Genomic DNA, 25,101 nt, shown 5'->3' on the forward strand with positions numbered 1-25,101 from the left:
CGGTGAGATTCGGACACGCCTCTCACATATGATCGTAATCCACCACCACCCGCTCCGTCACCGGCTTCGCCTGGCAGGTCAGCACGAATCCCGCCTGCAGCTCCCAGGGCTCGAGCGAGTAGTTCAGCTCCATCTCGGCCTTGCCCTCGACCAGCTTAGCGCGGCAGGTGGAGCACATGCCGCCCTTGCAGGCGAACGGCAGATCGACGCCGGCGCGCAGGGCCGCGTCGAGAATGGCCTCGCCCTCGGCGACGGGGACCTCGCGGCGCTTGCCGTCGATGATCAAAGCGGCGATCGCCTTGGGCGGCGCCGAGTCGGGCACCACCAGCTTCGGCCGCGGCTTGCCGCCGGCACCGGAGACGAAGCGCTCGACATGGACGCGGTCGTCGGCGATGCCCAGCGCGCGGCAGGCGGCCTCGATGTCCTCGCTCATCCCCGTGGGACCGCAGATGAAGACGTGGTCGACGCTCTCGGCCGGCACCAGCGAGCGTAAGAGCACACGCACCTTCTCGGCGTCGAGGCGGCCGTGCAGGATCGGCAGATCCTGCTCCTCGCCGGAGATGACGTGGAACACCGAGAAGCGCTGGAGGAAGCGGTCCTTCAACTCCTCCAACTGCTCGCGAAACAGCATGCCCGCCGTGGTGCGGTTGCCGTAGAACAGGAAGAAGCGGCTGTCCGGCTCGCGCCCGAGCACGGCCTTCACGATGGAGAGGATCGGCGTGATGCCCGATCCCGCCGCGAAGCCGACATGGGTGCGCGCGACCGCAGGATCCAGCGCCACACCGAAGCGTCCGGTCGGCGTCATCACGTCGATCTCGTCGCCGCGCTTCAATTCGTCGGTCACGAAGCTGGAGAACGCGCCGCCATCGACGCGCTTCACGGCGATGCGGATCTCGTTGTCATCCGGACCCGAGCAGATCGAATAGGACCGCCGAACCTCCTCGCCGCCGAGCGTCGTCTTGAGCGTCAGATATTGCCCCGGCGCGAAGCGATAATCGTCGACCAGCTCATTGGGGATGGCGAACGTCAGCGATACCGCATCCGGGGCCTCGCGGCGCAGATCACGAACGGCAAGACGATGGAAGCGCGGCGTTGTCGACATCGACTCTCTCCCCGCGTCATTGCGAGGAGCCAACGGGTCCGCGCAAAGCGCGGCCCGATGACAGGCTCCGCGACGAAGCAATCCAGGGCTCCGGGCGTGACCCTGGATCGCGTCGCTGCGCTCGCGATGACGGATGTGGTTGCATCAGTGGCACTTGAAGTAATCGAACGGCTCGCGGCACGATTTGCAACGCCAGAGGGCCTTGCAGGAGGTCGAGCCGAACTCGGCGAGCTGCTCGGTGTCATCAGAGCCGCATTGCGGGCACGCGACCTCGGCGACGCCGAACAGCGCACGGCGGCCGCTAGCGGCTTGCGGCGGCGCGATGCCGTACTCCCGCAGCTTGCGCCGGCCCTCTTCGCTCATCCAGTCCGTGGTCCAGGCAGGCGACAGCACAGTGCGGACGTTGGCCTCACGAAACCCGGCGCGCTCCAGCGCGAGCTCGATCTCCAGCGCAATCATGTTCATCGCCGGACAGCCGGAATAGGTCGGCGTGATCGCGACCTCGACGCGGTCGCCGATCACCTCGACTTCGCGCAGCACGCCGAGATCGTCGATCGTCAGCACCGGAATCTCCGGATCAGCCACGGACGCCGCCGCCTCCCAGGCGCGCTGCCGCAGCTCGGCCGGGCTGATATCGGCGACTACCACGCCGCACCGGGAAAGCTGCGCTGCATGTATTGCAGCTCGCTGAGGAGATGGCCGAGATGCTCGCTGTGGCGACCATCGCGGCCGCCCTGCTGCATCCAGTCGTTCTCGGGCAGCACCAGCGTCGCCTCGCGCGCGACATGCGAGACGATCGACAGCCATTCAGGGAGCAGCATTGTCGGATCGATCGCGATGCCGGCATCGATCAGGCCGCGCTCGGCATCGTCGACGTTGAACATCTCGCCGGTGAAAGCCCAGAGCTCATCGATCGCTCCTTGCGCGCGGAGGTGGCTTTCATCGGTGCCGTCGCCGAGGCGGATCACCCACTCGCTGGCATGCCGCAGATGATAGGCGAACTCCTTCTCCGACTTCGCCGCGATGGCGGCGAGCGTCGAATCGGTTGAGCCCATCATCCCGCGCCAATACAGATCGGCAAAGGCCGCATAGAACAGCTGCCGCACCATCGTCTGCGCGAAGTCGCCATTGGGACGCTCGACAAGCAGCAGGTTGCGGTACTGCCTGACGTCGCGGAGATAAGCGAGCTTGTCCTCGTCGTTGTCGCGGCCCTCGACCTTCGCCGCGTAGCCGTAGAGCTCGCGCGCCTGGCCGATCAGGTCGAGCGCCATGTTGGACAGCGCCATGTCCTCTTCGAGCATGGGCGCGTGGCCGCACCATTCGGAGAGGCGATGGCCGAGGATCAGCGCATCATCGGCGCGGCGCAGGGTGTAGAGCACCAGCGGCGTTTCGGAGACGGTGATCGAGGGTGCGGTCATGGTGTGTCTGCCTCAGAGCCACGCATTCGACCTCATCCTGAGGAGCCCGCCTCAGGCGGGCGTCTCGAAGGATGGGCCACAGGCCATATCGGGCCTCATGGTTCGAGACGGCGCTGCGCGCCTCCTCACCATGAGGAGCTCCAACTACATATGCCCGACTTCGTCCGGCACCTCGTAGAACGTCGGGTGGCGATAGATCTTCGTCTCCGCCGGCTCGAACATCATGCCCTTGTCGGCGGGATCGGATGCGGTGATCGCGCTCGACGGCACCACCCAGATCGACAGGCCCTCGCCGCGGCGGGTGTAGAGGTCGCGCGCGGCCTGCAATGCCATGGTCGCGTCGGGCGCATGCAACGAGCCGCAATGCTTGTGCGCAAGCCCGTTGCGGCTGCGGATGAAGACCTCCCACAACGGCGTGTTCGGCGTTGCCATGTCGATCTCCCCTATCTATTCGGCGGCTTGCGCCATCTGGCGCCGCGCGCGCTTCTCGGCATAGGCGGCCGCGGCGTCGCGCACCCAGGCGCCGTCGGCATGCGCCTTGCGGCGCGCCGCCAGCCGGTCGCGATTGCACGGCCCATTGCCGGCGAGCACCTGCTTGAACTCGTTCCAGTCGATCGGACCGTGTCGCCAATGGCCCTGCTCATCCTGCGTCATCTCGGGATCAGGCATTGTCAGCCCGAGATACTGCGCCTGCGGCACGGTGGCATCGATGAACTTCTGGCGCAGCTCATCATTCGAGAAGCGCTTGATCTTCCACTTCGTCGAGGCATCGCTGTGCTGGCTCGCCTGATCCGGCGGGCCGAACATCATCAGCACCGGCCACCACCAGCGGTTCAGCGCGTCCTGCGCCATCGCCTTCTGCTCCGCCGTGCCGCGGCAGAGCGTGAGCATGATCTCGTAGCCCTGGCGCTGGTGGAACGACTCCTCCTTGCAGACGCGGATCATCGCGCGCGCGTAGGGCCCGTAGGAGCAGCGGCAGAGCGGGATCTGATTCATGATCGCGGCGCCATCGACCAGCCAGCCGATCACGCCGATATCTGCCCAAGTGAGCGTCGGGTAGTTGAAGATCGAGGAATACTTGGCCTTGCCGGCCAGCATCGCATCAACCAGCTCCTCGCGCGAGGCGCCGAGCGTCTCGGCGGCGGCGTAGAGATAGAGGCCGTGGCCGCATTCGTCCTGGACCTTGGCGAGCAGCGCCGCCTTGCGGCGCAGGCTCGGCGCACGCGTGATCCAGTTGCCCTCGGGCAGCATGCCGACGATTTCGGAATGAGCGTGCTGGGAAATCTGCCGGACCAGCGTCTTGCGATAGGCCGCCGGCATCCAGTCGTTCGGCTCGATGCGCTCCTCGGCATCGATGCGGGCCTGAAAGCGCGAGGCGCGCACGGCGTCCTCGGCGTGGCTGCCCTCCTCGGGCGAATTAAGCGCCTGCGTATACATGCGGCGGCGTCCTCCCAGGACTTGGTTGCCGCCAACATATTACAAAATTCGAGAGATGCAATCGAATTCCGTAATATATCAGCGCACCTCATCCTCGTCAGTGAACCGCCGCATCAGCGCCGCATCGGCCGCCGGCAGCGGCCCGGCCTCGTTGGTGGCGTGCGCATCGAGCCAGCGCTCGGCGCCGGGCAGCAGCAGCCGGTAGATCTCGCCGCACAGCGCCCGCGCCTGCCGCCCCGGCCAGCTCCCGGGCAGCAGCTCTGCGGGCAGCAGCGGATCGCGCAAGACGATGCGGCGATAGTGATGGATCAGCAGGATTCGGGCGGTGAAGGCCTGGCCGTCGGTCAGAGGCTCGCCGCGTTGCATGCTGGCCTTCAGCGGCGCGAAGGAGGCGCTGAACTTGCGATAGGCCTCTGCCGTCCGCTCCAGCGCCCAGCTCCCGGCGACCAGCCGCCGAGCCATGTCGGAGCCGGCGGAGGCCTGCAGACGGATCGCGCCTTCCACGGCGTCGGGCACGGCGATGCTGGAAGGCGCCACGAACACGCCCGGCAGCGGGCTGCCGAAGCCGGCGTCGCGCAGCGCGGTCCGCGCCTGCTCGCGATCCTCAGTGCTGCCGATCAGCACCAGTTCGAAGCTGCCGTTCCATTCGGCCGGCGGCGAATCGTAGATGTGGCGGGTGGCGCCGGCGAAGGTCTGCTCGCCGCGCCGGGTCAGGCGATAGAAGCTGTTACGACCGCTTTTGGTCCGCTCGAACCAGCCCTCCGCGGTCAGCCGCGACATTGCGGTGCGCACCACGCTGCCGTCGATCGCGAGCCCTTCGAAGAACGCCAGCAGAGTGCCCAGCCAGACGCTGCCGCCGCGCGGCACGATGGCGTCGCCGAACACGGTGATGATCAGCGAGCCCGTGCGCGACGGCTCGCTCTTCAGCTGGTCGACGATCCGGGACAGCGGCTGCGGCATGGCCATGGCTTTAGCCGGTTTCGCCTGTTCGCAAAAGAAAAGGCCCGCGAGAGGCGGGCCTTGAAGATCGTTCGTCTGACGCGGGAAGCGCGATCAGGCGGTCTTGTTGTAGGCCTTGGCCATGTTCTCCTGGGCGACCTTTGCACCCTCAGTGACCAGCTTGCCGACATATTCGCTGGTCGACTTGGCGCGGGCGACGAGCGCCTCGCCGCGGGCACGGGCCAGTTCACCCTGGATCGCAACGGCTTCGCTGATCGACTTGGCGGAGGCCAGCCGGTCCAGGCCGTCGAAGAACGCTTCGGTGTCCTGGTACAGCGCCTGCTGGATGTTGCGGCTGATCTTGCCGGCCTCGGTGACGCCATCGAACACGGCGGTCTCGATCGCCGAGGTCACCTTCTCGGAGCCGGCGAGGGCCTCCGCAGCGCGCTCCTTGGCGGTCGACGCGGTCTTCTTGACGAACTCCCGCGCGGATTCCGGCACTTCCATGGTCTGCAGGTTCTTGAACGCGTCGGTCATCGGCGCAAAGGCATCCTTGACGGTCTCGAACACTTTGTTGGTCTCGGTGGTCATGGTCGTCTCCATCCTCATCTGAGCTATGGGCTCGCTTCTCCGTTCCTAAGAAACCGGAGTAACTCAGCTATACCATCAATCATGGTGCAATGCAACATTAATGTTGCAATGCACCATTGCGGGAAGTTGGAGAGATCGATCAGGTTAGCCGCCGCCGTGCTTCTTGTTGCGCGACTTGCCGTGCCGGGGCGGCTCGGGGGCCCTCGGGGTCTCGGCGGCAGGAGCATCGCCGGTCGTAACAGCCGCCTCGGCGGCGACGGGTGCGGGTGCGGCCTCGCCGGCCTGCTGGGTTTGCTTCACCACCAGGGCGAGTGCGTCCCGGATCCCGCGCAGCTCCGCCTCTATCGGGACCGCAGGGGTTGCATCCGTCGCCCGCGCATCCTTCAGAAGTTGGTCGAGCAGCGCCTTGATCTCGCTCAACTGCGGCGTGACGTCGATGGGCGGCTTCGCTTCCGGCTGAGGCGCCTTGGAGGCGGCCACAAGCTCGCTCAGCAAGGCCTTGATCTCATTGAGCTCAGGGGTCACGTCCACCGGAGCGGGTGCGACCGGCGGCGGCACCTTGGACGCCGCAACAAGCACGTCGAGCAAGCCTTTGATCTCGTTCAGCTGCGGACCCAGGTCCTGAGCCGGCTTCTCCGCCGGCGGCGGTGCCTTGGCTGCAGCCAGCAATTCCTTCAGCAGCGCGCGCGTTTCCGTCAGTTCGCCTTCGATCGACGTCAGCCGCTCGCTCAGCGCGGTGAGCTGACCGCGGCTCGGCACATTCATGCCGGCGAAGTAGTTTTCCATCAGATCGGCCATGGGCTTCTGTCCGTTTCCAGAAGTTGCGGGATCATGGGAGGGGCTGGTCGTCGCGCCCATCGGGCGCAGCCGCGTGAAGGCCGTGAAGCTCTTCTGCATCTCACCGACCATCTGCTGCCAGAACGCGATCGGGTCGCCGGATTTGTTCGTCATCGGCACGCTCCTTCAGGCCACGCGGAGACTCAAAGCACAACCTCTCATAGCACGGTTACGTTGCAATGCGGGAGACGCGGTCTGCTTCTCTCCGTCAGCGGAACCGTGGCATAGAAGACCCGTTGGCCTTGAAAGAGGATTCCCGTGACAGCAACCGCTCATCAGCCGCCGCAAATCGCGCGCGCCAACGGTATCGACATCTGCTACGAGACGTTCGGCGATCCCACAGCGCCCCCGCTGCTGCTGATCATGGGCTTGGGCGGCCAGATGATCATCTGGTACGACGAGTTCTGCGAGCAGCTCGCAAGCCGCGGCTTCCACGTCATCCGCTTCGACAACCGCGACGTCGGCCAATCCAGCAAGCTGCATGGCGGACGCCGGCTGACCCCGTTCGAGCTGCTCAAGCTGCGCTTCTTCAACATTCCGGTCGAAGCCCCCTACAAGCTGCTCGACATGGCCAAGGACACGGTCGGGCTGATGGACGCGCTCGACATCAAGTCGGCGCATCTGGTCGGCGCGTCGATGGGCGGCATGATCGCCCAGGAGATCGCGATCAGCTTCCCGCAGCGCGTGCGCTCGCTGACCTCGATCATGTCCACCACCGGCAACCCGCGTCTTCCGCCACCGACCCGCGAGGTCGCAATGATGCTGATGGCGCCGCCGCCCAAGACGAAGGACGAGTACATCCGCCGCTTCCTGAGGACATGGAAGGTGCTGCGCGCCGGCTCGTTCCCCGAGGACGAGGCCCGCGACGTGGCGCTGGCCGAGCGCTGCTTCGCGCGCGGCACCAGCCCCGCCGGCGTCGGCCGCCAACTGCGCGCGATCCTCGCCTCCGGCAGCCGCAAGCCGCGGCTGCACGCCGTTACAGCGCCGACGCTCGTGATCCACGGCAAGCGCGATCCGTTGGTGCATCACACGGCGGGCAAGGACACCGCGGAGTCGATTCCCAATGCCAGGCTGCTGATGCTTGACAATATGGGCCACGCGATCCCGACGCCGACCTGGCCTGTGATCATCGATGCGATTGCTGACCATGCCCACGGCGCAAACGCGCAAGCGGCATAGGCTGGCAGCTGAGAGCCACCGCTGCCGCTCCAACAACGAGCTGTCATCCCGGCGAACGCCGGGATCCATAACCACCGACTTTCGAGGTTACGACGCGCTGTGGCTCCAGCCCGCTTTCACCATCAGGGACGGTGGCTATGGATCCCGGATCGGCGCCCGCCGACGCGTTGCGTCGGCAGGCTTGTCCGGGACGACACCGGTTGTTGGGGGCCGCGATTGCCTCTTCCTGAAGAGCGTTTGTGTCTGGTGCTCAGCCGGTCTGCAGCCGAACCGCGCCGCGCCCTACCCGAATCTCCGCCGCCGCCATTCGATCAGCTTCGCGCTGACCTCCTCCGGTTGCTCCTGCTGGGTCCAATGGCCGCTGTCCCGCACGAGGTACTTCTCCAAATCCGGCACCAGCTTCTCCATCCCGTCGGCCGCGGACGGCGGCAGCACGGCGTCGTTCTCGGCCATGATCATCAGCGAGGGCACCCGCACGGTATGGTCGAGCCCTTCCGAGCGCTGCCAGTTGCGGGTCATGTTGCGATACCAGTTGATGCCGCCGGTGAAGCCGGTGCGCGCGAACGTTTCGACGAACACCCGCTTCTCCGCCTCCGACAGGATCGGCTGCCGCGTATCCTTGGCGGCATCATAGGCCGCGATCATCTGCGGGAACGCCAGATTGAGCGACGGCGAGGCCGCGATGCCGCCGGCCGGCGGCTCGGTCGAGGGCGCGTCGTGGCGGGGCAGCGGCTTGCGCATAAAGGCTTCGAAGGTCTGCTCGACGCGGCTGGCGAAGATGCGGTCCGGCTCGCGCGCGGGGTCCTGAAACTGCACGATGTACATCATATCGCCGAACCGCTTGCGCATGATCGCGATCGGGTCGGCCGGCGCGCGCGGCAGATGCGGCGTGTTGATGCCGACCACGCCGGCGACGCGGTCTGGATATCGCAGCGGCATCTGCCAGACGACGAAGCCGCCCCAGTCGTGGCCGACAAAGATCGCCTTGTTGATCTTAAGATGATCCAGCAGACCGACGAGATCGGCGGTGAGATGCTCGAGATCGTAGGCCTCGACCGGCTCCGGCCGGTCGGTGGCGCCATAGCCGCGCTGGTCGGGGGCGATGACGCGGATGCCGGCCTCCGCGAGCGCCTTGATCTGGTGGCGCCAGGAGAACGCGATCTCCGGCCAGCCGTGACACAGGATCATCGGCGGCTGATCCGTTGCGGGACCGGCCTCGTAATAGCCCATGCGAATGCCGTTCGTCGTCGCGAACTGCAGCGGCGGCATGTCGGCCGGATCGCTCATGGGTCCTCCCGGATTGGCTCAGCCGGCCTTCGCTGACCGGTCTTTGGCTTCGGCACGGAGCGCGCTCCGGACCGAGATATCAAGGCAGATCGCAGCGTTCCACAAAGCGAACGCCGCTGGTGGCGTCCCCGGAAGCTCAGGCCGACTTCTTGTCGCTCGACCGGCTGCCGCCGAGCCCCGTCATGGTCAGCATGAGATCCTGAAACCGCTCGGCGAGGCGCGGATCGAAGTTGAACCAGCTCTGCATGATCGCTTCGGGCGTCAGCTTGTCGATGTTGCTGGTCATCTGGTGCTGCAGCCGGTCCATCACCGCGGATTGCATCGGCCCGACATCGGGAAGTCCGAAAAACTGCCGCGCCTCGAGCGGGGTGCAATCGATCTCGATATTGACTTTCATTTCCGCTCCGCCCTGTTCAAAACCACGCCCCACACCGTGCTCCCCCGCGGGTCCGGCGAGCGGATTCGCGACGGGAAGGGCGTACAGTATCACCGCGCGCCCCCCCCTCTAGCAAGCGGCGCGTTGCTGCAGGTGCGCAATTCCCGGGACATGGTCAACCCGGCACCGGCCCCTCGCGTGCTGCACAGCAGCGCCCATAACCATATCGTTGAGGCTTCAACAAACTGGCTTGTGTGCCGCCGCTGAACTCTGGCAACATCTTGCGCATCGATGTGCCGCCGGTCGTACGGCGCAGCGGCCGCCGACAGTCTCCGGATCGTTCCGGCGCGGCATCAGACTTGTCGGCATCAGACTTGCAAGCATATCGCCCGGCGTCTTGTTGCTTCTTGAAGTTCGTGCAAGAGGCGCTGCTGAGATCACGAACTTCGAGACAGACTCCAAGCCAAGGCAGGCCGGATCAATCGCGCCTGCCGCGAAAACAAGCGTCAAACGCGGAGAATTTGAACATATGTCGGGACGCAAATCCCTGCTGATCGCGGCAGCGGTCGCATTCGTCGGCTTCGCCATGCCGGCCTCGGCGCAGACCCTGCGCTACGCCAACCAGGGCACCCTGAAGTCGCTCGATCCTTATACCTTCAAGGAATCGACCACGATTGCGCATCACGCCCACGTCTATGAAGGGCTCACCGCGCGCGACAAGGATCTCAAGATCATCCCGGGCCTCGCCGAGAGCTGGGAAACGCCCGAGCCGACCCGCTGGCGCTTTCATCTGCGCAAGGGCGTCAAGTTCCACAATGGTGAACCCTTCACCGCCGACGACGTGATCTTCTCCGCCGACCGTGTCCGCGCCACCGGCTCGAACTTCCTGTCGAACGTTCCGCCCGACGCAAAATTCGTCAAGGTCGACGACTACACGGTCGACGTAAAGCTCGATGCGCCCAATCCCATCCTGATCTCGCAGTGGGATACGTGGTTCATCATGAGCAAGAAGTGGTGCGAGGACAACAACTCGGTCGCGCCGACGCCGGTCTCGGCAACCACGCCGAGCTTCGCCTCGCTGCACGAGAACGGCACCGGCCCCTTCATCATCGAGAGCCATCAGCCGGGCGTGAAGACCGTGTTCAAGGTCAATCCGAACTGGTGGGGCAAGCCCGAGCATAACCTCAAGGAGATCGTGTTCACGACGATTTCCTCGGATGCCACGCGCGTCGCGGCGCTGCTGTCCGGCGAGGTCGACATCATCGAGCCGGTTCCGGTGCAGGACATCGGCCGCGTCGATTCCAGCCCGAACGCGCAGGTGCTCAAGGGACCCGAGCTGCGCACCATCTTCCTCGGCATGGACGAGACCCGCGACGAGCTGCTCTACTCCAACATCAAGGGCAAGAATCCGTTCAAGGACATCCGCGTCCGCGAGGCCTTCTACAAGGCGATCGACGTCGAGCTGATCAAGACGCGCGTCATGCGCGGCCTGTCGACGCCGTCGGCGCTGATGGTCGCTCCGCAGCTCTATGCGCTGTCGAAGGACTTCACCCGTCCGAAATACGATCCGGATGCGGCGAAGAAGCTGCTGACCGAGGCCGGCTATCCCGACGGCTTCGAGGTCGGCATGGACTGCCCGAACGACCGCTACGTCAACGACGCCGCGATCTGCCAGGCCGTCGTGGGCATGCTCGCCCGTATCGGCGTGAAGGTGAACCTGAACGCTCAGCCCAAGGCGCAGTACTTCGCCAAGGTGCTGAAGCCGGGCGGCTACAACACCTCGTTCTTCCTGCTCGGCTGGACGCCGTCGTCGATGGACTCCCACAACGTGATGCACGACATCATGGGCTGCCGTGACGACGCCAAGGATCCGACCCGCGGCGAGGCCAATCTCGGCAACTACTGCAACAAGGAGTTCGACGCGATCACCGACAAGGTCCTGGTCGAGGCCGACCCCGCCAAGCGCGATCAGCTGATCAAGCAGGCGTTCGAGATCGGCATCAAGGACTACGGCTACATCCCGCTGCACCAGCAGGCCGTGGCCTGGGGCGTCTCGAAGAAGGTCAAGATCCCGCTGCGCGCCGACAACGCCGTGCTGATGTACTGGGCCAACAAGACCGAGTAGTTCGTCTGACGACCAGGAGTCCCGGAAAGCAGGACTGCTTTTCGGGACTTTTCATTTTCCGCGGCAGGTGCTACCCGCCGCGCGATCGAGAGGGACTGAAAGGACCAGATGCTCGCCTTCACGCTTCGCCGAGCAATTCAGGCCATCGGCGTCATGATCGCCGTCGGGATCATCGCGTTCGCCATGTTCCGCTTCGCCGGCGACCCGGTCAGCCAGCTCGTGGCGATCGACGCCTCGTCCGCGGAACGCGCCCAGATCCGCCAGTCCCTCGGCCTCGACGATCCCTTCATCGTTCAGTTCGGGCGCTATCTGCTCGATGCCGCGCAGTTCAAGTTCGGCGTGTCCTACCAGTTCCGCCAGCCCGTGTCGGATCTCCTCAAGGAACGCATGCCCGCGACGCTGGAGCTCGCGGTGTGCGCCACGATCCTCGCGCTGTTCTTCGGCATCATCATGGGCGTGTTCTCGGCGCTGCGCCGCGACTCCCTGATGGCAAAGCTGTTCCAGATGGTGTCGCTGATCGGCATCTCCTTGCCGACCTTCCTGATCGGCATCCTCCTGATCTACCTCTTCTCGGTGACGCTCGGCTGGCTGCCCTCGTTCGGCCGCGGCGACGTCGTGAAGCTCGGCTGGTGGTCCACCGGCCTGCTCACGCTCTCCGGCTGGAAGGCGCTGATCATGCCCTCGATCACGCTCGGCCTGTTCCAGATGACGCTGATCATGCGGCTGGTGCGCGCCGAGATGCTGGAGGTGCTGCGTACCGACTATATCCGCTTCGCCAGGGCCCGCGGGCTGACCACGCGCGCGATCCATTTTGGCCATGCGCTGCGCAACACCCTGGTTCCGGTCATCACCGTGGTCGGCCTGCAGTTCGGCTCGGTCATCGCCTTCTCGATCATCACCGAGCAGGTGTTCCAATGGCCGGGCATGGGCTTGTTGTTCGTGCAGGCGGTGCAGAACGTCGACATCCCGATCATGGCGGCCTACCTGATGATGGTGTCGCTGATCTTCGTCACCATCAATCTCGTGGTTGATATCCTCTACACCGTGGTCGATCCGCGCCTGCGCGCGACCATCAGCCGTCCGGCCTGATCATGAGCGACGCAGCCCTGCCCCACCCCACCCCCGTCGAAGCGACGCGCGCCACCAGGGATGGCTGGCTGAAACGCGCGCTGGCGAGCGACCTGTTCTACTCGTTCCGCCGTTCCAAGCTGACGGTGGCCGCCGCGACCGTCACGCTGCTGTTCTTCCTGCTCGCGATCTTCGCGCCGCTACTGTCGCCGCAGAACCCGTTCGATCCGGCGCAGCTGCAGCTCCTCAATTCCCGCATCGCGCCACTGTGGACGGCCGACGGCCAGAGCCCGTTCCTGCTCGGCACGGACGAGCAGGGCCGCGACGTGCTCTCCGCAATCCTCTATGGCCTGCGGATCTCGCTGCTGGTCGGCATTCTCGGCGTCGTCTTCTCCGGCGTGCTCGGCATCGGCCTCGGCCTCGTCGCGGGCTATTTCGGCGGTCGCGTCGACACCGTGATCATGCGCATCGCCGATGTGCAGCTCACCTTCCCGCCGATCCTGATCGCGCTGTTGGTCAACGGCATCGCCAAATCCGTCTCCGGCAATCATCTGGACTGGCTGAGCATGCTGGGCGTGCTGGTGCTCGCGATCGGCCTGTCGTTCTGGGTGCAATATGCGCGCACGGTGCGCAGCTCGGTGCTGGTCGAGAAGAACAAGGACTATGTCGCCGCCGCCCAGCTGATCGGCCTGCCCGCGCCGGTCATCATGCTGCGCCATGTGCTGCCCAACACGACGGGCCCGGTGCTGGTGATCGCCACGATCAATCTCGCGCTCGCGATCATCACCGAGGCGACCCTGTCGTTCCTCGGCTCCGGCATGCCGGAGACGATGCCCTCGCTCGGAACCCTGATCCGCATCGGCAACAACTATCTGTTCGCCGGCGAATGGTGGATCGTCGCCTTCCCCGGCATCGCGCTGGCCGGCCTGATCCTCGCGATCAACCTGCTCGGCGACTGGCTGCGCGACGCGCTCAACCCGAAACTGCGATGACCCCGTTCACGCGTATGAAGGCTTTGACCTTGAAGGCTTGGACCTCATGACCGCCCCCGTTCTGTCCGTGCGCAATCTGCAGGTCGAGTTCGAGACAAGGCGCGGCACCCTGCGCGCGATCGACGGCGTCTCCTACGACATCGCCAAGGGCGAGGTGCTCGGCGTGGTCGGCGAATCCGGCGCCGGAAAATCCGTTACGGGCCTCGCCGTGATCGGCCTGATCGACCGCCCCGGCCGCATCTCCGGCGGTGAGATCCTGCTGTCGGGCCTGCGGATCGATAACCTCCCGCCGGAGGAGATGCGCAAGGTGCGCGGCAAGCGCATCGGCATGATCTTCCAGGACCCGCTGACCTCGCTCAATCCGCTGTACCGTGTCGGCGACCAGATCGTCGAGACGATCAAGACCCACACCAATCTCACCGACCAGCAGGCGCGCAAGCGCGCCATCGACCTGCTCGCCGAGGTCGGCATCCCCGCCCCCGAGAAGCGCATCGACGGCTACCCGCACGAATTCTCCGGCGGCATGCGCCAGCGCGTCGTGATCGCGCTCGCGCTGTGCGCCGGGCCGGAACTGATCATCGCTGACGAGCCGACCACCGCGCTCGACGTCTCCGTGCAGGCGCAGATCATCTCCCTGATCAAGCGGCTCGGCCGCGACCACGGCACCGCGGTAATGCTGGTGACCCACGACATGGGCGTGATCGCCGAGACCTGCGACCGCGTCGCGGTGATGTATGCCGGCCGCGTCGCCGAGATCGGTCCGGTCCAGGAGGTCATCAAGAACCCGCTGCACCCCTATGCCAAGGGCCTGATGGGCGCGATCCCGACGCTCGCAGGCGAGGACAAGCGTCTGGTGCAGATCCCCGGCTCGATGCCGCGGCTGTCGGCCATTCCGCCGGGCTGCTCGTTCAACCCGCGCTGCAGCTTCGCCTTCGACCGCTGCCGCACCGACCGGCCGGAGCCGCTGCGCCAGGGCACACAGGCGGTCGCCTGCCACCTGTATGATCGCGCGACGGAGACCGCGGCATGAGCGATTTCGTCGAGGTCAAAAATCTGCGCCGTGTGTTCGACGTCTCGAAGCCCTGGCTCAACCGCGTGATCGAGCGCCAGCCGCAGGAGTTTCTGAAGGCCGTCGACGGCGTCAGCTTCGGCATCAAGAAGGGCGAGACGTTTGCGCTGGTCGGCGAGTCCGGCTCCGGCAAGACGACGGTGGCGCGCATGGTGGTCGGGCTGCTGGCGCCGACCTCCGGCGAGGTCATCATCGACGGCGTCTCGATGAGCGAGGCGCGTCAGGCACAGGTGCGTCGCAAGCTGCGCCGCCGCATCCAGATGGTGTTCCAGGATCCCTACGCCAGCCTCAACCCGCGCTTCCGCGTCGATGCCATCATCGCGGAGCCGATCCGCGCCTTCAACGTCATCGAGGGCGAGCGCCAGATCAAGGACCGCGTCGGCGAGCTGCTGACGCTCGTGGGCCTGCATCCGGACGACGGCCAGAAGTTTCCGCACGAATTCTCCGGCGGTCAGCGCCAGCGCGTCGCGATCGCGCGCGCGCTCGCCTCCGAGGCCGAGTTCATCGTCTGCGACGAGCCGACCTCGGCGCTCGACGTTTCCGTGCAGGCGCAGATCCTCAATCTGATGCGCGACCTGCAGGACAAGTTCGGCCTGACCTATCTGTTCATCAGCCACAATCTCGCGGTCGTCCGCCACATGGCGAGCCGCATCGGCGTGATGTATCTCGGCCGCATCGTCGAGATCGCGGAAGGGCGCACGCTCTTCAACGATCCGCGCATGCCTTACACCAAGATGCTGCTCGGCGCGGTGCCGGACCTGTCGATGTCCGGCCGCCAACGCATTCCGGTGAAGGGCGAGATCCCCAACCCGATCAATCCGCCATCGGGCTGCACCTTCAATCCGCGTTGTCCACTGGCGTTCGATCTGTGCCGGCAGAAGTCGCCGGAGCTGATCGGCGGCGTCGCATGTCACGCGGTGAACCAGCCGGCCGCAACGGCCGTTCCGACGGCATCGGTGGCGTAAAGGCGACACGGCAAAATTTGGAATGAGGTCGTCATTGCGAGGAGCGAAGCGACGACGCAATCCAGGGGCGTCATCCTGGGCCCTGGATTGCTTTGCTTCGCTCGCAATGACGGCGAGTACTAGGATAGGTCAACGCCGCCCATGAGCTTCATCAATCCCGATCCCTTCACCACCCGCCCGGAGATCGACGGCACGTTCGGCGTCGTCACCTCCACGCACTGGCTGGCCACCGCCGTCGGCATGGCGATGCTGGAGCGCGGTGGCAATGCCTTCGATGCCGGCGTCGCGGCCGCCTTCACCCTGCAGGTGGTCGAGCCGCACCTCAACGGCCCCGGCGGCGACGTGCCGATCATCCTGCACGACGTGAAGCGCGGACGTACCGAAGTGATCTGCGGCCAGGGCCCGGCGCCATCAGGCGCCACCATCGCGCACTACAAGCGCGAGGGCCTGGACATGGTGCCCGGCACCGGTCTTCTGGCGGCCTGCGTCCCCGGCACCTTCGAATCCTGGATGCTGCTGCTGCGCGACTACGGCACGATGCGGCTGCGCGATGTGCTGGAGCCTGCGATCTCCTACGCGCGCGACGGCTATCCGCTGGTCGAGCGCGTCTCGGCGACCATCCAAACCGTCGAGCAGTTGTTCAAGACGCATTGGCCGACCTCGGCCGCGCTCTATCTGCCGAATGGCGAGGTGCCGCGTCCTGGCATGCTGTTCACCAATCCGCAGCTTGCCGAGACCTACGCGCGCATCCTAAGCGAAGGCGAGAGCGCCGGCGGTGATCGCGACGCGCAGATCGAGCGTGCCTGCAAGGCGTGGTCGCAAGGCTTCGTCGCCGAAGCGATCGATCGCTTCTGCCGGACTCAGGAGGTCATGGACGTCTCGGGCTCGCGCCACAAGGGCGTGCTAACCGCCGACGACATGGCGCGCTGGCAGCCGACCATCGAGGCCCCGCTGACCTATCAGTACGGCCGCTACACCGTCTGCAAGGCCGGCGTCTGGAGCCAGGGCCCGGTGCTCTTGCAGCAGCTCGCACTTCTCAAGGGTTTTGCGCTCGACGGCCTCGATCCCACGGGTCCCGATTTCATCCACTGGCAGATCGAAGCCGCGAAGCTCGCCTTCGCCGATCGCGAAGCGTTCTACGGCGATCCGAACTTCGCCGACATCCCGATCGAGACGCTGCTGTCCGATGCCTACAACGACGAGCGGCGCAAGCTGATCACCGAGAAGGCCTCCCTTGAGCTTCGTCCGGGCAAGCTCGACGGCTATGGCGCCGAGGTGAAGCTGCGCGAGGCCGCAGGCAACCGCGAGGCCGTCGGCGCGATGGGCTCGGGCGAGCCGACCGTCGGCCGCTTCGGCGAGGTGCGCGGCGACACCGTGCATTTCGACATCATCGACCGCGACGGCAACATGATCTCGGCGACGCCGTCGGGCGGCTGGCTGCAATCCTCGCCCGTCATTCCCGAGCTCGGCTTTTGCTTAGGCACCCGCGCGCAGATGTTCTGGCTCGAAGAGAATCATCCGGCAGCACTCGTGCCCGGAAAGCGGCCGCGCACCACGTTGTCGCCGACCATGGCGCTGCGCGACGGCGAGCCTTACGTCGCCTGGGGCTCGCCGGGCGGCGACCAGCAGGACCAGTGGAACACGCAGTTCTTCCTGCGCCATGTCCATGCCGGCATGAACCTGCAGGAATCGATCGACGCGCCCGCGTGGCACTCCGAGCACTTCCCGATCTCGTTCTGGCCGCGCACCGCGCGCCCCGGCGTGCTCGTGGTCGAGAACCGCGTGCCGAAGACCACGATCGAAGAGCTGCGCCGCCGCGGCCATGTCGTCGAGGTCGGCCCCGACTGGTCGGAGGGCCGCCTGACCGCGGCCTCGCGTGTCGGCCGCCGTCGCCGTGCCGCCGCCAATCCGCGTGGCATGCAGGGCTACGCGGCCGGACGATAAGAGAGCGATACGCCGATGACCTGGTCGATCATTGCGAAGGACGATTCCACCGGCCGGATCGGCATCGCCGTCGCCACGCGCTTCTTCGCCGTCGGCGCGCGCGTGCCGTTCGTCGTTGCCGGCCGCGGCGGCATCGCCACGCAGGCGCTGGTCAATCCCTATTACGGCATCGACGGCGCGACGCTGCTGCGCGACGGCCGGCATCCGTGCGACATCGTGCAGCTGCTGACAGCGGCCGATCCCGGCCGCGAGAGCCGGCAGGTCCACATCCTCGATCTCAACGGCCAGATCGCGGCCCATACCGGCCGCGACTGCATCGACTGGTGCGGCCATCTCGAAGGCCAGGGCTTTTCGATCGCCGGCAACATGCTGGCCGGCCCGCAGGTGCTGAACGAGACCGCGAACGCTTATCTCGCCAACAGCGCCCTGCCGTTCGCCCAGCGCCTGATCGCGGCGATGAAGGCCGGTGAGGCCGCCGGCGGCGACAAGCGCGGCAAGCAGTCGGCTGCGCTGCTGATCCACGGCAAGGACGAATGGTCCGAGCTCGATTTGCGCGTTGACGATCATGCCGATCCGCTCGCTGAGCTCGAACGGCTGGAGAGCGTGAGCCGCAAGCATTGGACGGTGTTCCGCCAGTTCCTGCCGACGCGCGAGAGTCCGGCCGGCGTCACCGATCGCGCGACGATCGATGCTGGCATCGCGGCGGCGCTTGCGAACCCGACATGAGCCTCGGAAGGACTGCATCTGGCCGGGGTTTGTATGATTAGTGCAACAGCGCAGGCTGCATTCGTAGGGGACATCCGATGATCAGGACTTGGTGCTTGGCCGCGACCGCGGCCACTGTGATGGTGACATGCAGCCCGGCCGTACAGGCCCAGACCACGTTGCGCATCGGGCTTGCCGAGGATGCCGACATCCTCGATCCGACGATGGCGCGGACCTATGTCGGCCGCATCGTGTTCGCCGCCGTCTGCGACAAGCTGTTCGACATCGACGAGAAGCTCAACATTGTGCCGCAGCTCGCGCTGTCGCACGAGACCTCCGCCGACGGCAAGGAGGTCACGATCAAGCTGCGGCCAGGCGTGAAATTCCATGACGGCGAGCCGTTCGATGCCGAGGCGGCGAAGTTCTCGCTCGATCGTCATCTCTCGATGCCCGGCTCGTTCCGCAAGCCGGAGATCGCCTCGCTCGACCATGTCGATGTCGTCGATCCCCTCACGATCAAGCTGGTGCTGAAGACGCCGTTCTCGCCGCTGCTCGCCCAGCTCACGGACCGCGCCGGCATGATGGTGTCGCCGAAGGCGGCCAAGGAGGCCGGCGACAAGTTCGGCCTGCGCCCAGTCTGCGCCGGCCCCTACAAATTCGTCGAGCGCGTCGCGCAGGACCGCATGGTGTTCGAGAAGTTCGCCGACTATTGGAACAAGGACAATATCTTCATCGACAAGATCGTCTATCAGCCGATCGTCGATGCCACGGTGCGGCTGGCGAACCTGAAGTCCGGCAGCCTCGACATGATCGAGCGCCTGCTCGCCACCGATATCAAGGACGTCACCAGCGACAAGCGGCTGAAGCTGTCGACGGCGACCAGTCTCGGCTATCGCGGCGTGACGCTCAACATCGGCAAGGACAAGACCAAGGGCCCGCTCAGCCAGTCGGCCAAGGTGCGCCAGGCGCTGGATCTGTCGATCGACCGCGAGGCGCTCAACCAGGTGGTCTTCAACGGCGAGTTCAAGCCGGGCAATCAGTTCGTCAATCCCGAGAATCCCTACTATCAGTCCGCCTTCCCGGTGCGCGGCCGCGACGTCGAGAAGGCCAAGGCGCTGCTCAAGGAAGCTGGCGTGACGCCGCCGGTGACCGTCGATTTCATGGTGCCGAAGGAAAGCGAGAGCGAGGCTGCCGCGCAGGTGCTGCAGGCGATGGCGGCCGAGGCCGGCTTCGATCTCAAGATCCGCATCACCGAGTTCGCCACCTCGCTGAAGCAGGCCGAGGCCGGCGAGTACCAGGCCTACATGCTGGAATGGAGCGGCCGCAGCGATCCCGACGGCAACACCTACAATCACCTGCATTCGGGCGCGGCGCTGAACTACACGGCCTGGACCAACACCGCTGCCGACAAGGCGCTGGAAGACGCCCGCCTCGTCAGCGACATGACCAAGCGCAAGGCGATCTACGAGACGCTGGTGAGGGAGCAGCAGGCCGACGAGCCGATCCTCTACCTCTACCACCGCAAGTTCCTGTTCGCGCAGACCACGAAGCTGGAAGGCTTCAAGCCGATGCCGGACGGCCTGCTGCGCGTGGTGGGACTGAAGCTGAAGTGAGCGATCACGTGCCCCCTGCTCATTGGGACGCGACACCGACGCCCCGCACGCGCTGCGCTCCCTCCCCCCTTGTGGGGGAGGGTTGGGGAGAGGGGTGCCACGCACTCCGACCTCGCTTGGGGCACCCCCCTCCCTGTCCCTCCCCCACAAGGGGGGAGGGAACGCTAGGGGCGCGACCGGTTGCTCGTCGTGAGCATGCTCCTCGGCGCGCGAGGCAATGACCATGCTGACCTTCCTCACCCGCCGCCTCGCCCAGATCATCCCGACCTTGATCTTCGTCTCGATCCTGATCTTCTCGCTGCAACAACTGCTGCCCGGCGATCCCGCCCTCGTGATGGCCGGGGAGGAGCGTGATCCCGCCGTCATCGAGCAGATCCGCAAGCAATATCGTCTCGACCAGCCCCTGCCCGTGCAATACGGCTACTGGATCAAGGGCGTGCTCTCGGGTGATTTCGGCGAGTCGCTGCGCATCAAGATGCCGGTGCGCGATCTCATCCTGCAGAAGCTGCCGGTGACCTTGCAGCTTGCCTCCATGGCGATCGTGATCGCGTTCCTGATCGGCATTCCCGCTGGCATCATCTCCGCGGTGAAGCGCGGGACGCCTTGGGACTACGCCGCCAATCTGTTCGCGCTGTGGGGCATCTCGACGCCGAACTTCTGGCTCGGGATCATGCTGATCTTCGTGTTCTCGATCCAGCTCGGCTGGCTGCCAGCCTCCGGCTACGTGTCGCTGGCCGAGGACTGGCGCGCCAGCCTCGCCGCCACCATCATGCCGGCCTTCGTGCTCGGCAACGCCATCGCCGCGATCCTGATGCGCCACACCCGCAGCGCCATGCTGAAGGTGCTGGGCAGCGACTACATCCGCACCGCCCGCGCCAAGGGCATCTCCGAGCGCCAGGTCATCCTGCGCCACGCGCTGCGCAATGCTCTCACGCCCGTCATCACGCTGGGCGCCCTCGAGCTCGGCACGCTGCTGTCGGGCGCCGTGCTGACCGAGCAGATCTTCTCCATCCCCGGCTTCGGCAAGCTGATCGTCGATGCCGTGTTCAACCGCGACTACGCCGTCGTGCAGGGCGTCGTGCTGGTCACCGCCACCGTCTACATCATGCTCAACCTGATCGCCGATCTCGCTTACGTCCTCGTCAACCCGCGCTTGAGAAGCTGACATGGCCGAGACCACGCTGTCAGCACCGGGCATCCGCACCCTCGCCCCGCTCGAGCGGCCGATGCAGCGCACCTGGCGCCGCCTGGTCAAGCGCAAGGGGGCGATGGTCGGGCTCGGCCTGATCATGGCCTTCATCCTGCTCGCGCTATCAGCGCCGCTGGTCGCGCCCTACGATCCGATCAAGACGAGCTGGACGCTGGTGCGGAAAGCACCCTCGGCGGCGCACTGGTTCGGCACCGACGATCTCGGCCGCGACGTGCTGGCCCGCGTCATCTATGGCGCCCGTGCCTCGCTGCTGGCCGGCGCGATCTCGGTCGTCATCGCGCTGGCGATCGGCGTCCCCATCGGCATGATCGCGGGCTATCGCGGCGGCTTCATCGATGCCCTGATCAGCCGCATCACCGATGCGATGCTCGCCTGTCCGTTCCTGATCCTGGCGATCGCGCTGGCGGCGTTCCTCGGGCCCAGCCTCGGCAATGCGATGATCGCGATCGGCATCTCGGCGACCCCCATCTTTGTCCGGCTCACGCGCGGCGAGGTGCTGAGCGTCAAGGTCGAGGACTATGTCGAGGCCGCGCGCAGCGTCGGCGACACCGACCTGCAGATCGCTGTCCGGCACATCCTGCCGAACATCATGCCGGCGCTCCTGGTGCAGGCGACCCTGTCGGTCGCCGCCGCCATCATCGCCGAGGCCGCGCTGTCGTTCTTAGGGTTGGGCCAGCAGCCGCCGGCGCCGTCCTGGGGCAGCATGCTCAACGCCGCACAACGTTTCCTCACCAACGCGCCGTGGATGGCGATCTGGCCGGGGCTCGCGATCTTCCTCGTCGTCCTCTCCCTCAACCTGCTCGGCGACGGCCTGCGCGACGCGCTCGATCCGCAGCAGGAGGAGTGAGGCGTCTCGCGGAGGAATTCCGCCTGCGCCACACACTCCGCCGTCGTCCCGGCCTCCGAGCCGGGACCCATAGCCACGGTCGGTCATTGTTGCACGAGAACGTCACTCCGCGCCTGCCTCAAACCACAGCCTATGGTTGGGTCCCGGCTCAAGGCCGGGACGACAGCGAGAGCGTTGAGGGACCGCCAAAACAAGACGGCGGCTACCGAAGCAGCCGCCGCTATTGTTGTTAGCCTCGCAGCGCCCGCTCACGTCGCCTTCAGCGCGTGGTCCGGCTCCGCGTCGAACTGCGCGATCTCGCGGGCGCGCTTCGACTTGGCGGCGGCCTGGTGGTCGGTGGCGATGACGGTGTAGACGGCCGGCAGCACGAACAGCGTGAACAGCGTGCCGATCGACATGCCGGCGACGACGACGAGGCCGATCGAGAAGCGGCTGGCGGCGCCGGCGCCGGACGCCGTCAGCAGCGGGATCAGGCCGGTGACCATCGCCGCCGTCGTCATCAAGATCGGCCGCAGGCGGATGCGCGCCGATGTCTCGATCGCCGACCGCCGATCCATCCCCTCATTGAGCTGCAGCTCGTTGGCGAACTCCACCATCAGGATGCCGTGCTTGGTGATCAGGCCGACCAGCGTCAGCAGACCGACCTGGGTGTAGATGTTCATGGTCGCCAGGCCAAAGAACAGCGGGATCAGCGCGCCGACGATCGCCATGGGCACGCTGATCATGATCACCAGAGGATCCCGCAGGCTCTCGAACTGCGCCGCCAGCACCAGGAAGATGATGATCAGCGCGAAGCCGAAGGTGATGGCGAGCTGATTGCCTTCCTGGACGTATTGGCGGGCATCGGCGAGATAGTCATGGCTGAAGCCCGACGGCAGGTTCTTGGCCTGCTGCTCCAGGAAGTCGACCGCCTGACCGACCGTGACGCCCGGCATCGGCACCGCCGAGAACGTCGCCGAGTTGAGCTGGTTGAAATGGGTCAGCGAGTTCGGGTCGGTCGCCGTCTCGATGTTGACCACCGTCGACAGCGGCACCTGCTGGCCGGCCGCGGTCGCGACGTAGTAGCCGGTCAGCGATTCCGGTGACAACCGCTTGTCGCGCGGCACCTGCGGGATCACCTGGTAGGAGCGGCCCTCGAGGTTGAAGCGATTGATGTAGTTGCCGCCGAGCAGCACGGCCAGCGTGTTGCCGATCGACTGCATGGTGATGCCGAGATCGCTGGCCTTGCTGCGGTTGATCCAGACCTTCACCACCGGCTGGTTGAACTCGAGGTCGCTGTCGGAGACGATGAAGATGCCGCTCTTGCGCGCCGCGTCCTTCAGCTTGGCCATCTGCTCATAGACGGCCTGGAAGCCGCTGGTCGAGCTGATCACCATCTGCACCGGCAGGCCGCCCGGGCCGCCCGGCAGCGCCGGCAGGTTGAAAGCGAAGGCGTTGATGCCCTCGATCTTGGACAGCTCCGCCTGCACCAGCGGCTTCAGCTTGATCGAGGAGCGCGTGCGCTCGTCCCAGGGCTTGAGCAGCATGCCAGCAAAGCCGCCCTGCGGGCCCTGAATGCCGTTCAGCACGAAGCGCAGGTCGGTCTCTGGAAACTTCGCGAACGCCTTGTCGAGCTTGTCGGTGTAGAAATTGATGTAGTCGATATTGGCGTATTTCGGCGCCTTGGTGATCGAGAACACGATGCCCTGATCCTCCTCCGGCGCCAGCTCCTTGGAGGTGTGCATGTAGAGGAAGCCGACCAAGCCGAGGATCGTCAGCGCGAACAGGCCGGTGACCGGCCGGTAGTCGAGCGAGCGGTCGAGCTGGCGGCCGTACCAGTTCGTCATCGAACCGAACACGCGGTTGACGAGACGGGCGAAGCGGCCCTCCTCCGCGCTGCGCAACAGCACCGAGCACATCATCGGCGACAAGGTCAGCGCGATGACGCCGGAGACGATCACCGAGCCCGCGAGCGTGAAGGCGAATTCGCGGAACAGCGATCCGGTGAGACCGCCGAGGAAGCCGATCGGCGCATACACGGCGGCGAGCGTGATCGTCATCGAGATGACGGGTCCCACGATCTCGCGCGCGCCCTGCAGCGCCGCCTGCACCGGTGTCTTGCCCTCCTCGAGATGGCGATGAATGTTCTCTACCACCACGATGGCGTCGTCGACGACGAGGCCGATCGCGAGCACCATGGCGAGCAGGGTCAGCAGATTGATGGAGAAGCCGAGCGCCAGCATCATGGTGCAGACGCCGATCAGCGACAGCGGGATCGTCACCACGGGAATGATGACGGAGCGCAGCGACGCCAGGAACAGGAAGATGACGACGATGACGATCAGCACGGCCTCGCCGAGCGTGTGCTCGACCTCGTCGATCGACGACTGGATGAACTTGGTGGAATCATAGGCCACCTTCATCTTCATCGACGGCGGCAGATTGCGCTCGAGATCCGGGAACAGCGCGCGCACGCCCTTGACGATGTTGAGCGGGTTGCCCTGCGGCGTGGCGTCGACGCCGATGAAGATCGCGCGCTCGCCGTTGAACGCGACGCTGGCGTCGGTGCTCTGCGCGGCGAGCTCGACGGTCGCGATGTCCTCCATCCGCACGAAGCCGCCGTCCTTGGCCTTGACGATCATCCGCTTGAACTGGTTGACGTCGGTCAGGCCGGTATTGGTCGTGACGTTGGAGACGATGAAATAGCCCTTGGCCTGTCCGGCGGCGGACTGGAAGTTGTTGGCGGCGATCGCGGTGGCGACGTCGGTCGGCGACACGTTGCGGCCGGCCATCTTCTCCGGATTGAGCCAGATGCGCATCGCGAAGGTCTGGCCGCCCAGGATGTTGGCGGCGGCAACGCCATCCACCGTCGACAGCACCGGTTGAACGACGCGCGTGAGGTAGTCCGAGATCGCCGAGCCCGACAGCTCCTCGCTGGAGAAGCCGAGATACATCACCGAGGTCGTCTGCCCCGTGGTTTTGGTGACGATCGGGTCGTTGGATTCCTTCGGAATGAGGTAGCGAACCGAGTTGACCTTGGCGAGCACCTCGGTGAGCGCCTGGTTCGGATCGAAATTGAGCTTGATGAACACCTGGATGGTGCTGGTGCCCTGCACGGAGGACGAGGTGATGTAGTCGACGCCTTCGGCCGAGGCGACCGCCTGCTCCAGCGGCGTGGTGATGAAGCCCTGGATCAGGTCGGCGGACGCGCCGGGATACACCGTCGTGACGTTCACGACCGTGTTCGACAGCTTTGGATATTGCCGGATCGGCAGCTCGAAGGCGGCACGCAGGCCGAGCAGCAGGATCAGCATGCTGACCACCAGCGACAGCACAGGCCGCTTGATGAAGATATCGGTGAAACGCATCGCGGCAATCCTGTCAGCAGACGTCAGGTGAGGACCGAACGGGCCGCCAC

Annotated in this window: 22 protein-coding genes; 11 read left to right on the forward strand and 11 right to left on the reverse strand. The window is 65.8% G+C overall.

From position 1 onward, the window contains the following. Window positions 1-22: 22 nt before the first annotated feature. The 8 genes from paaE to ACVILH_RS30190 form a co-directional block, all read right to left on the reverse strand. Window positions 23-1,102 carry a 1,2-phenylacetyl-CoA epoxidase subunit PaaE gene (gene paaE, locus ACVILH_RS30155; RefSeq protein WP_456716143.1) on the reverse strand — a complete coding sequence of 360 codons (1,080 nt, stop codon included), beginning with the start codon at window positions 1,100-1,102 and terminating at the stop codon, window positions 23-25. A gap of 144 nt (window positions 1,103-1,246) precedes the next feature. Next, the gene (paaD, locus tag ACVILH_RS30160; protein WP_456716144.1) at window positions 1,247-1,750 is read right to left on the reverse strand and encodes a 1,2-phenylacetyl-CoA epoxidase subunit PaaD; all 504 of its coding nucleotides are present in this window, start codon (window positions 1,748-1,750) and stop codon (window positions 1,247-1,249) included. Next, window positions 1,744-2,520, reverse strand: coding sequence for a 1,2-phenylacetyl-CoA epoxidase subunit PaaC (gene paaC / locus ACVILH_RS30165; protein WP_456716145.1), 777 nt, complete (start codon window positions 2,518-2,520; stop codon window positions 1,744-1,746). Before paaC ends, paaD begins: the two co-directional genes overlap by 7 nt. Window positions 2,521-2,664: 144 nt before the next feature. After that, entirely contained in the window at window positions 2,665-2,952 is a 288-nt protein-coding gene (gene paaB / locus ACVILH_RS30170; RefSeq protein ID WP_316183427.1) for a 1,2-phenylacetyl-CoA epoxidase subunit PaaB, read from the reverse strand. A gap of 15 nt (window positions 2,953-2,967) precedes the next feature. Next, window positions 2,968-3,957 carry a 1,2-phenylacetyl-CoA epoxidase subunit PaaA gene (gene paaA / locus ACVILH_RS30175; protein WP_456716146.1) on the reverse strand — a complete coding sequence of 330 codons (990 nt, stop codon included), beginning with the start codon at window positions 3,955-3,957 and terminating at the stop codon, window positions 2,968-2,970. Window positions 3,958-4,035: 78 nt separating this feature from the next. Beyond that, a complete protein-coding gene (gene paaX / locus ACVILH_RS30180; RefSeq protein ID WP_456717109.1) occupies window positions 4,036-4,917 on the reverse strand; it encodes a phenylacetic acid degradation operon negative regulatory protein PaaX in 882 nt (293 codons plus the stop codon). A 93-nt stretch (window positions 4,918-5,010) separates the two neighbouring features. Further along, the gene (locus ACVILH_RS30185; RefSeq protein ID WP_456716147.1) at window positions 5,011-5,487 is read right to left on the reverse strand and encodes a phasin; all 477 of its coding nucleotides are present in this window, start codon (window positions 5,485-5,487) and stop codon (window positions 5,011-5,013) included. 144 nt (window positions 5,488-5,631) lie between these two features. Further along, window positions 5,632-6,438, reverse strand: a complete 807-nt coding sequence (locus ACVILH_RS30190; protein ID WP_456716148.1) for a hypothetical protein — start codon at window positions 6,436-6,438, stop codon at window positions 5,632-5,634. 144 nt (window positions 6,439-6,582) lie between these two features. Between ACVILH_RS30190 and ACVILH_RS30195 the strand changes: the two genes are divergently transcribed. Beyond that, entirely contained in the window at window positions 6,583-7,503 is a 921-nt protein-coding gene (locus ACVILH_RS30195; protein ID WP_456716149.1) for an alpha/beta fold hydrolase, read from the forward strand. Window positions 7,504-7,785: 282 nt separating this feature from the next. On the opposite strand, the gene ACVILH_RS30200 is transcribed toward ACVILH_RS30195, so the two are convergent. Both ACVILH_RS30200 and ACVILH_RS30205 read right to left on the reverse strand, forming a co-directional pair. After that, entirely contained in the window at window positions 7,786-8,790 is a 1,005-nt protein-coding gene (locus ACVILH_RS30200; protein ID WP_456716150.1) for an alpha/beta fold hydrolase, read from the reverse strand. A gap of 136 nt (window positions 8,791-8,926) precedes the next feature. Continuing rightward, window positions 8,927-9,187, reverse strand: coding sequence for a DUF6489 family protein (locus tag ACVILH_RS30205; protein ID WP_456716151.1), 261 nt, complete (start codon window positions 9,185-9,187; stop codon window positions 8,927-8,929). A 508-nt stretch (window positions 9,188-9,695) separates the two neighbouring features. Between ACVILH_RS30205 and ACVILH_RS30210 the strand changes: the two genes are divergently transcribed. From ACVILH_RS30210 to ACVILH_RS30255, 10 genes are all read left to right on the forward strand, one after another. Then, window positions 9,696-11,291, forward strand: a complete 1,596-nt coding sequence (locus ACVILH_RS30210; protein WP_456716152.1) for an ABC transporter substrate-binding protein — start codon at window positions 9,696-9,698, stop codon at window positions 11,289-11,291. 108 nt (window positions 11,292-11,399) lie between these two features. After that, on the forward strand, window positions 11,400-12,380 hold the full coding sequence (locus tag ACVILH_RS30215; RefSeq protein WP_456716153.1) for an ABC transporter permease: 981 nt from the start codon (window positions 11,400-11,402) through the stop codon (window positions 12,378-12,380). A gap of 2 nt (window positions 12,381-12,382) precedes the next feature. After that, window positions 12,383-13,351: an ABC transporter permease gene (locus tag ACVILH_RS30220; protein ID WP_456716154.1), complete on the forward strand. Its 969-nt coding sequence runs from the start codon at window positions 12,383-12,385 to the stop codon at window positions 13,349-13,351. A 46-nt stretch (window positions 13,352-13,397) separates the two neighbouring features. Continuing rightward, a complete protein-coding gene (locus ACVILH_RS30225; protein ID WP_456716155.1) occupies window positions 13,398-14,381 on the forward strand; it encodes an ABC transporter ATP-binding protein in 984 nt (327 codons plus the stop codon). Further along, window positions 14,378-15,385 (forward strand): ABC transporter ATP-binding protein, encoded by a 1,008-nt coding sequence (locus ACVILH_RS30230; RefSeq protein WP_456716156.1) that lies wholly within the window; start codon window positions 14,378-14,380, stop codon window positions 15,383-15,385. Before ACVILH_RS30225 ends, ACVILH_RS30230 begins: the two co-directional genes overlap by 4 nt. A 141-nt stretch (window positions 15,386-15,526) precedes the next feature. Beyond that, window positions 15,527-17,329 (forward strand): gamma-glutamyltransferase family protein, encoded by a 1,803-nt coding sequence (locus ACVILH_RS30235; RefSeq protein WP_456716157.1) that lies wholly within the window; start codon window positions 15,527-15,529, stop codon window positions 17,327-17,329. 15 nt (window positions 17,330-17,344) lie between these two features. Then, window positions 17,345-18,055: a DUF1028 domain-containing protein gene (locus ACVILH_RS30240; RefSeq protein WP_456716158.1), complete on the forward strand. Its 711-nt coding sequence runs from the start codon at window positions 17,345-17,347 to the stop codon at window positions 18,053-18,055. A gap of 119 nt (window positions 18,056-18,174) precedes the next feature. Beyond that, window positions 18,175-19,647 (forward strand): ABC transporter substrate-binding protein, encoded by a 1,473-nt coding sequence (locus ACVILH_RS30245; RefSeq protein WP_456717110.1) that lies wholly within the window; start codon window positions 18,175-18,177, stop codon window positions 19,645-19,647. Between the two features lie 223 nt (window positions 19,648-19,870). Continuing rightward, window positions 19,871-20,812, forward strand: a complete 942-nt coding sequence (locus ACVILH_RS30250; RefSeq protein ID WP_456717111.1) for an ABC transporter permease — start codon at window positions 19,871-19,873, stop codon at window positions 20,810-20,812. A 61-nt stretch (window positions 20,813-20,873) separates the two neighbouring features. Next, complete coding sequence (locus ACVILH_RS30255) at window positions 20,874-21,704, forward strand: ABC transporter permease (RefSeq protein WP_456717112.1); 831 nt, start codon at window positions 20,874-20,876, stop codon at window positions 21,702-21,704. Between the two features lie 248 nt (window positions 21,705-21,952). Here ACVILH_RS30255 and ACVILH_RS30260 read toward each other — a convergent pair whose 3' ends face one another. After that, complete coding sequence (locus ACVILH_RS30260) at window positions 21,953-25,051, reverse strand: MexW/MexI family multidrug efflux RND transporter permease subunit (protein WP_456716159.1); 3,099 nt, start codon at window positions 25,049-25,051, stop codon at window positions 21,953-21,955. Between the last annotated feature and the right edge of the window lie 50 nt (window positions 25,052-25,101).

The sequence above is a fragment of the Bradyrhizobium sp. USDA 4353 genome, assembly GCF_054063215.1.

What these genes read in the sequence shown, in the direction of transcription:
- paaE (WP_456716143.1), bottom strand. Translation starts at nt 1,102, where the DNA reads ATGTCGACAACGCCGCGCTTCCATCGTCTTGCCGTTCGTGATCTGCGC.
- ACVILH_RS30230 (WP_456716156.1), top strand. Translation starts at nt 14,378, where the DNA reads ATGAGCGATTTCGTCGAGGTCAAAAATCTGCGCCGTGTGTTCGACGTC.
- paaX (WP_456717109.1), bottom strand. Translation starts at nt 4,917, where the DNA reads ATGCCGCAGCCGCTGTCCCGGATCGTCGACCAGCTGAAGAGCGAGCCG.
- ACVILH_RS30190 (WP_456716148.1), bottom strand. Translation starts at nt 6,438, where the DNA reads ATGACGAACAAATCCGGCGACCCGATCGCGTTCTGGCAGCAGATGGTC.
- ACVILH_RS30185 (WP_456716147.1), bottom strand. Translation starts at nt 5,487, where the DNA reads ATGACCACCGAGACCAACAAAGTGTTCGAGACCGTCAAGGATGCCTTT.
- ACVILH_RS30250 (WP_456717111.1), top strand. Translation starts at nt 19,871, where the DNA reads ATGCTGACCTTCCTCACCCGCCGCCTCGCCCAGATCATCCCGACCTTG.
- paaB (WP_316183427.1), bottom strand. Translation starts at nt 2,952, where the DNA reads ATGGCAACGCCGAACACGCCGTTGTGGGAGGTCTTCATCCGCAGCCGC.
- ACVILH_RS30235 (WP_456716157.1), top strand. Translation starts at nt 15,527, where the DNA reads ATGAGCTTCATCAATCCCGATCCCTTCACCACCCGCCCGGAGATCGAC.
- ACVILH_RS30210 (WP_456716152.1), top strand. Translation starts at nt 9,696, where the DNA reads ATGTCGGGACGCAAATCCCTGCTGATCGCGGCAGCGGTCGCATTCGTC.
- ACVILH_RS30240 (WP_456716158.1), top strand. Translation starts at nt 17,345, where the DNA reads ATGACCTGGTCGATCATTGCGAAGGACGATTCCACCGGCCGGATCGGC.
- ACVILH_RS30215 (WP_456716153.1), top strand. Translation starts at nt 11,400, where the DNA reads ATGCTCGCCTTCACGCTTCGCCGAGCAATTCAGGCCATCGGCGTCATG.
- ACVILH_RS30255 (WP_456717112.1), top strand. Translation starts at nt 20,874, where the DNA reads ATGCAGCGCACCTGGCGCCGCCTGGTCAAGCGCAAGGGGGCGATGGTC.
- paaA (WP_456716146.1), bottom strand. Translation starts at nt 3,957, where the DNA reads ATGTATACGCAGGCGCTTAATTCGCCCGAGGAGGGCAGCCACGCCGAG.
- ACVILH_RS30225 (WP_456716155.1), top strand. Translation starts at nt 13,398, where the DNA reads ATGACCGCCCCCGTTCTGTCCGTGCGCAATCTGCAGGTCGAGTTCGAG.
- ACVILH_RS30260 (WP_456716159.1), bottom strand. Translation starts at nt 25,051, where the DNA reads ATGCGTTTCACCGATATCTTCATCAAGCGGCCTGTGCTGTCGCTGGTG.
- ACVILH_RS30200 (WP_456716150.1), bottom strand. Translation starts at nt 8,790, where the DNA reads ATGAGCGATCCGGCCGACATGCCGCCGCTGCAGTTCGCGACGACGAAC.
- ACVILH_RS30245 (WP_456717110.1), top strand. Translation starts at nt 18,175, where the DNA reads ATGGTGACATGCAGCCCGGCCGTACAGGCCCAGACCACGTTGCGCATC.
- paaC (WP_456716145.1), bottom strand. Translation starts at nt 2,520, where the DNA reads ATGACCGCACCCTCGATCACCGTCTCCGAAACGCCGCTGGTGCTCTAC.
- ACVILH_RS30220 (WP_456716154.1), top strand. Translation starts at nt 12,383, where the DNA reads ATGAGCGACGCAGCCCTGCCCCACCCCACCCCCGTCGAAGCGACGCGC.
- ACVILH_RS30205 (WP_456716151.1), bottom strand. Translation starts at nt 9,187, where the DNA reads ATGAAAGTCAATATCGAGATCGATTGCACCCCGCTCGAGGCGCGGCAG.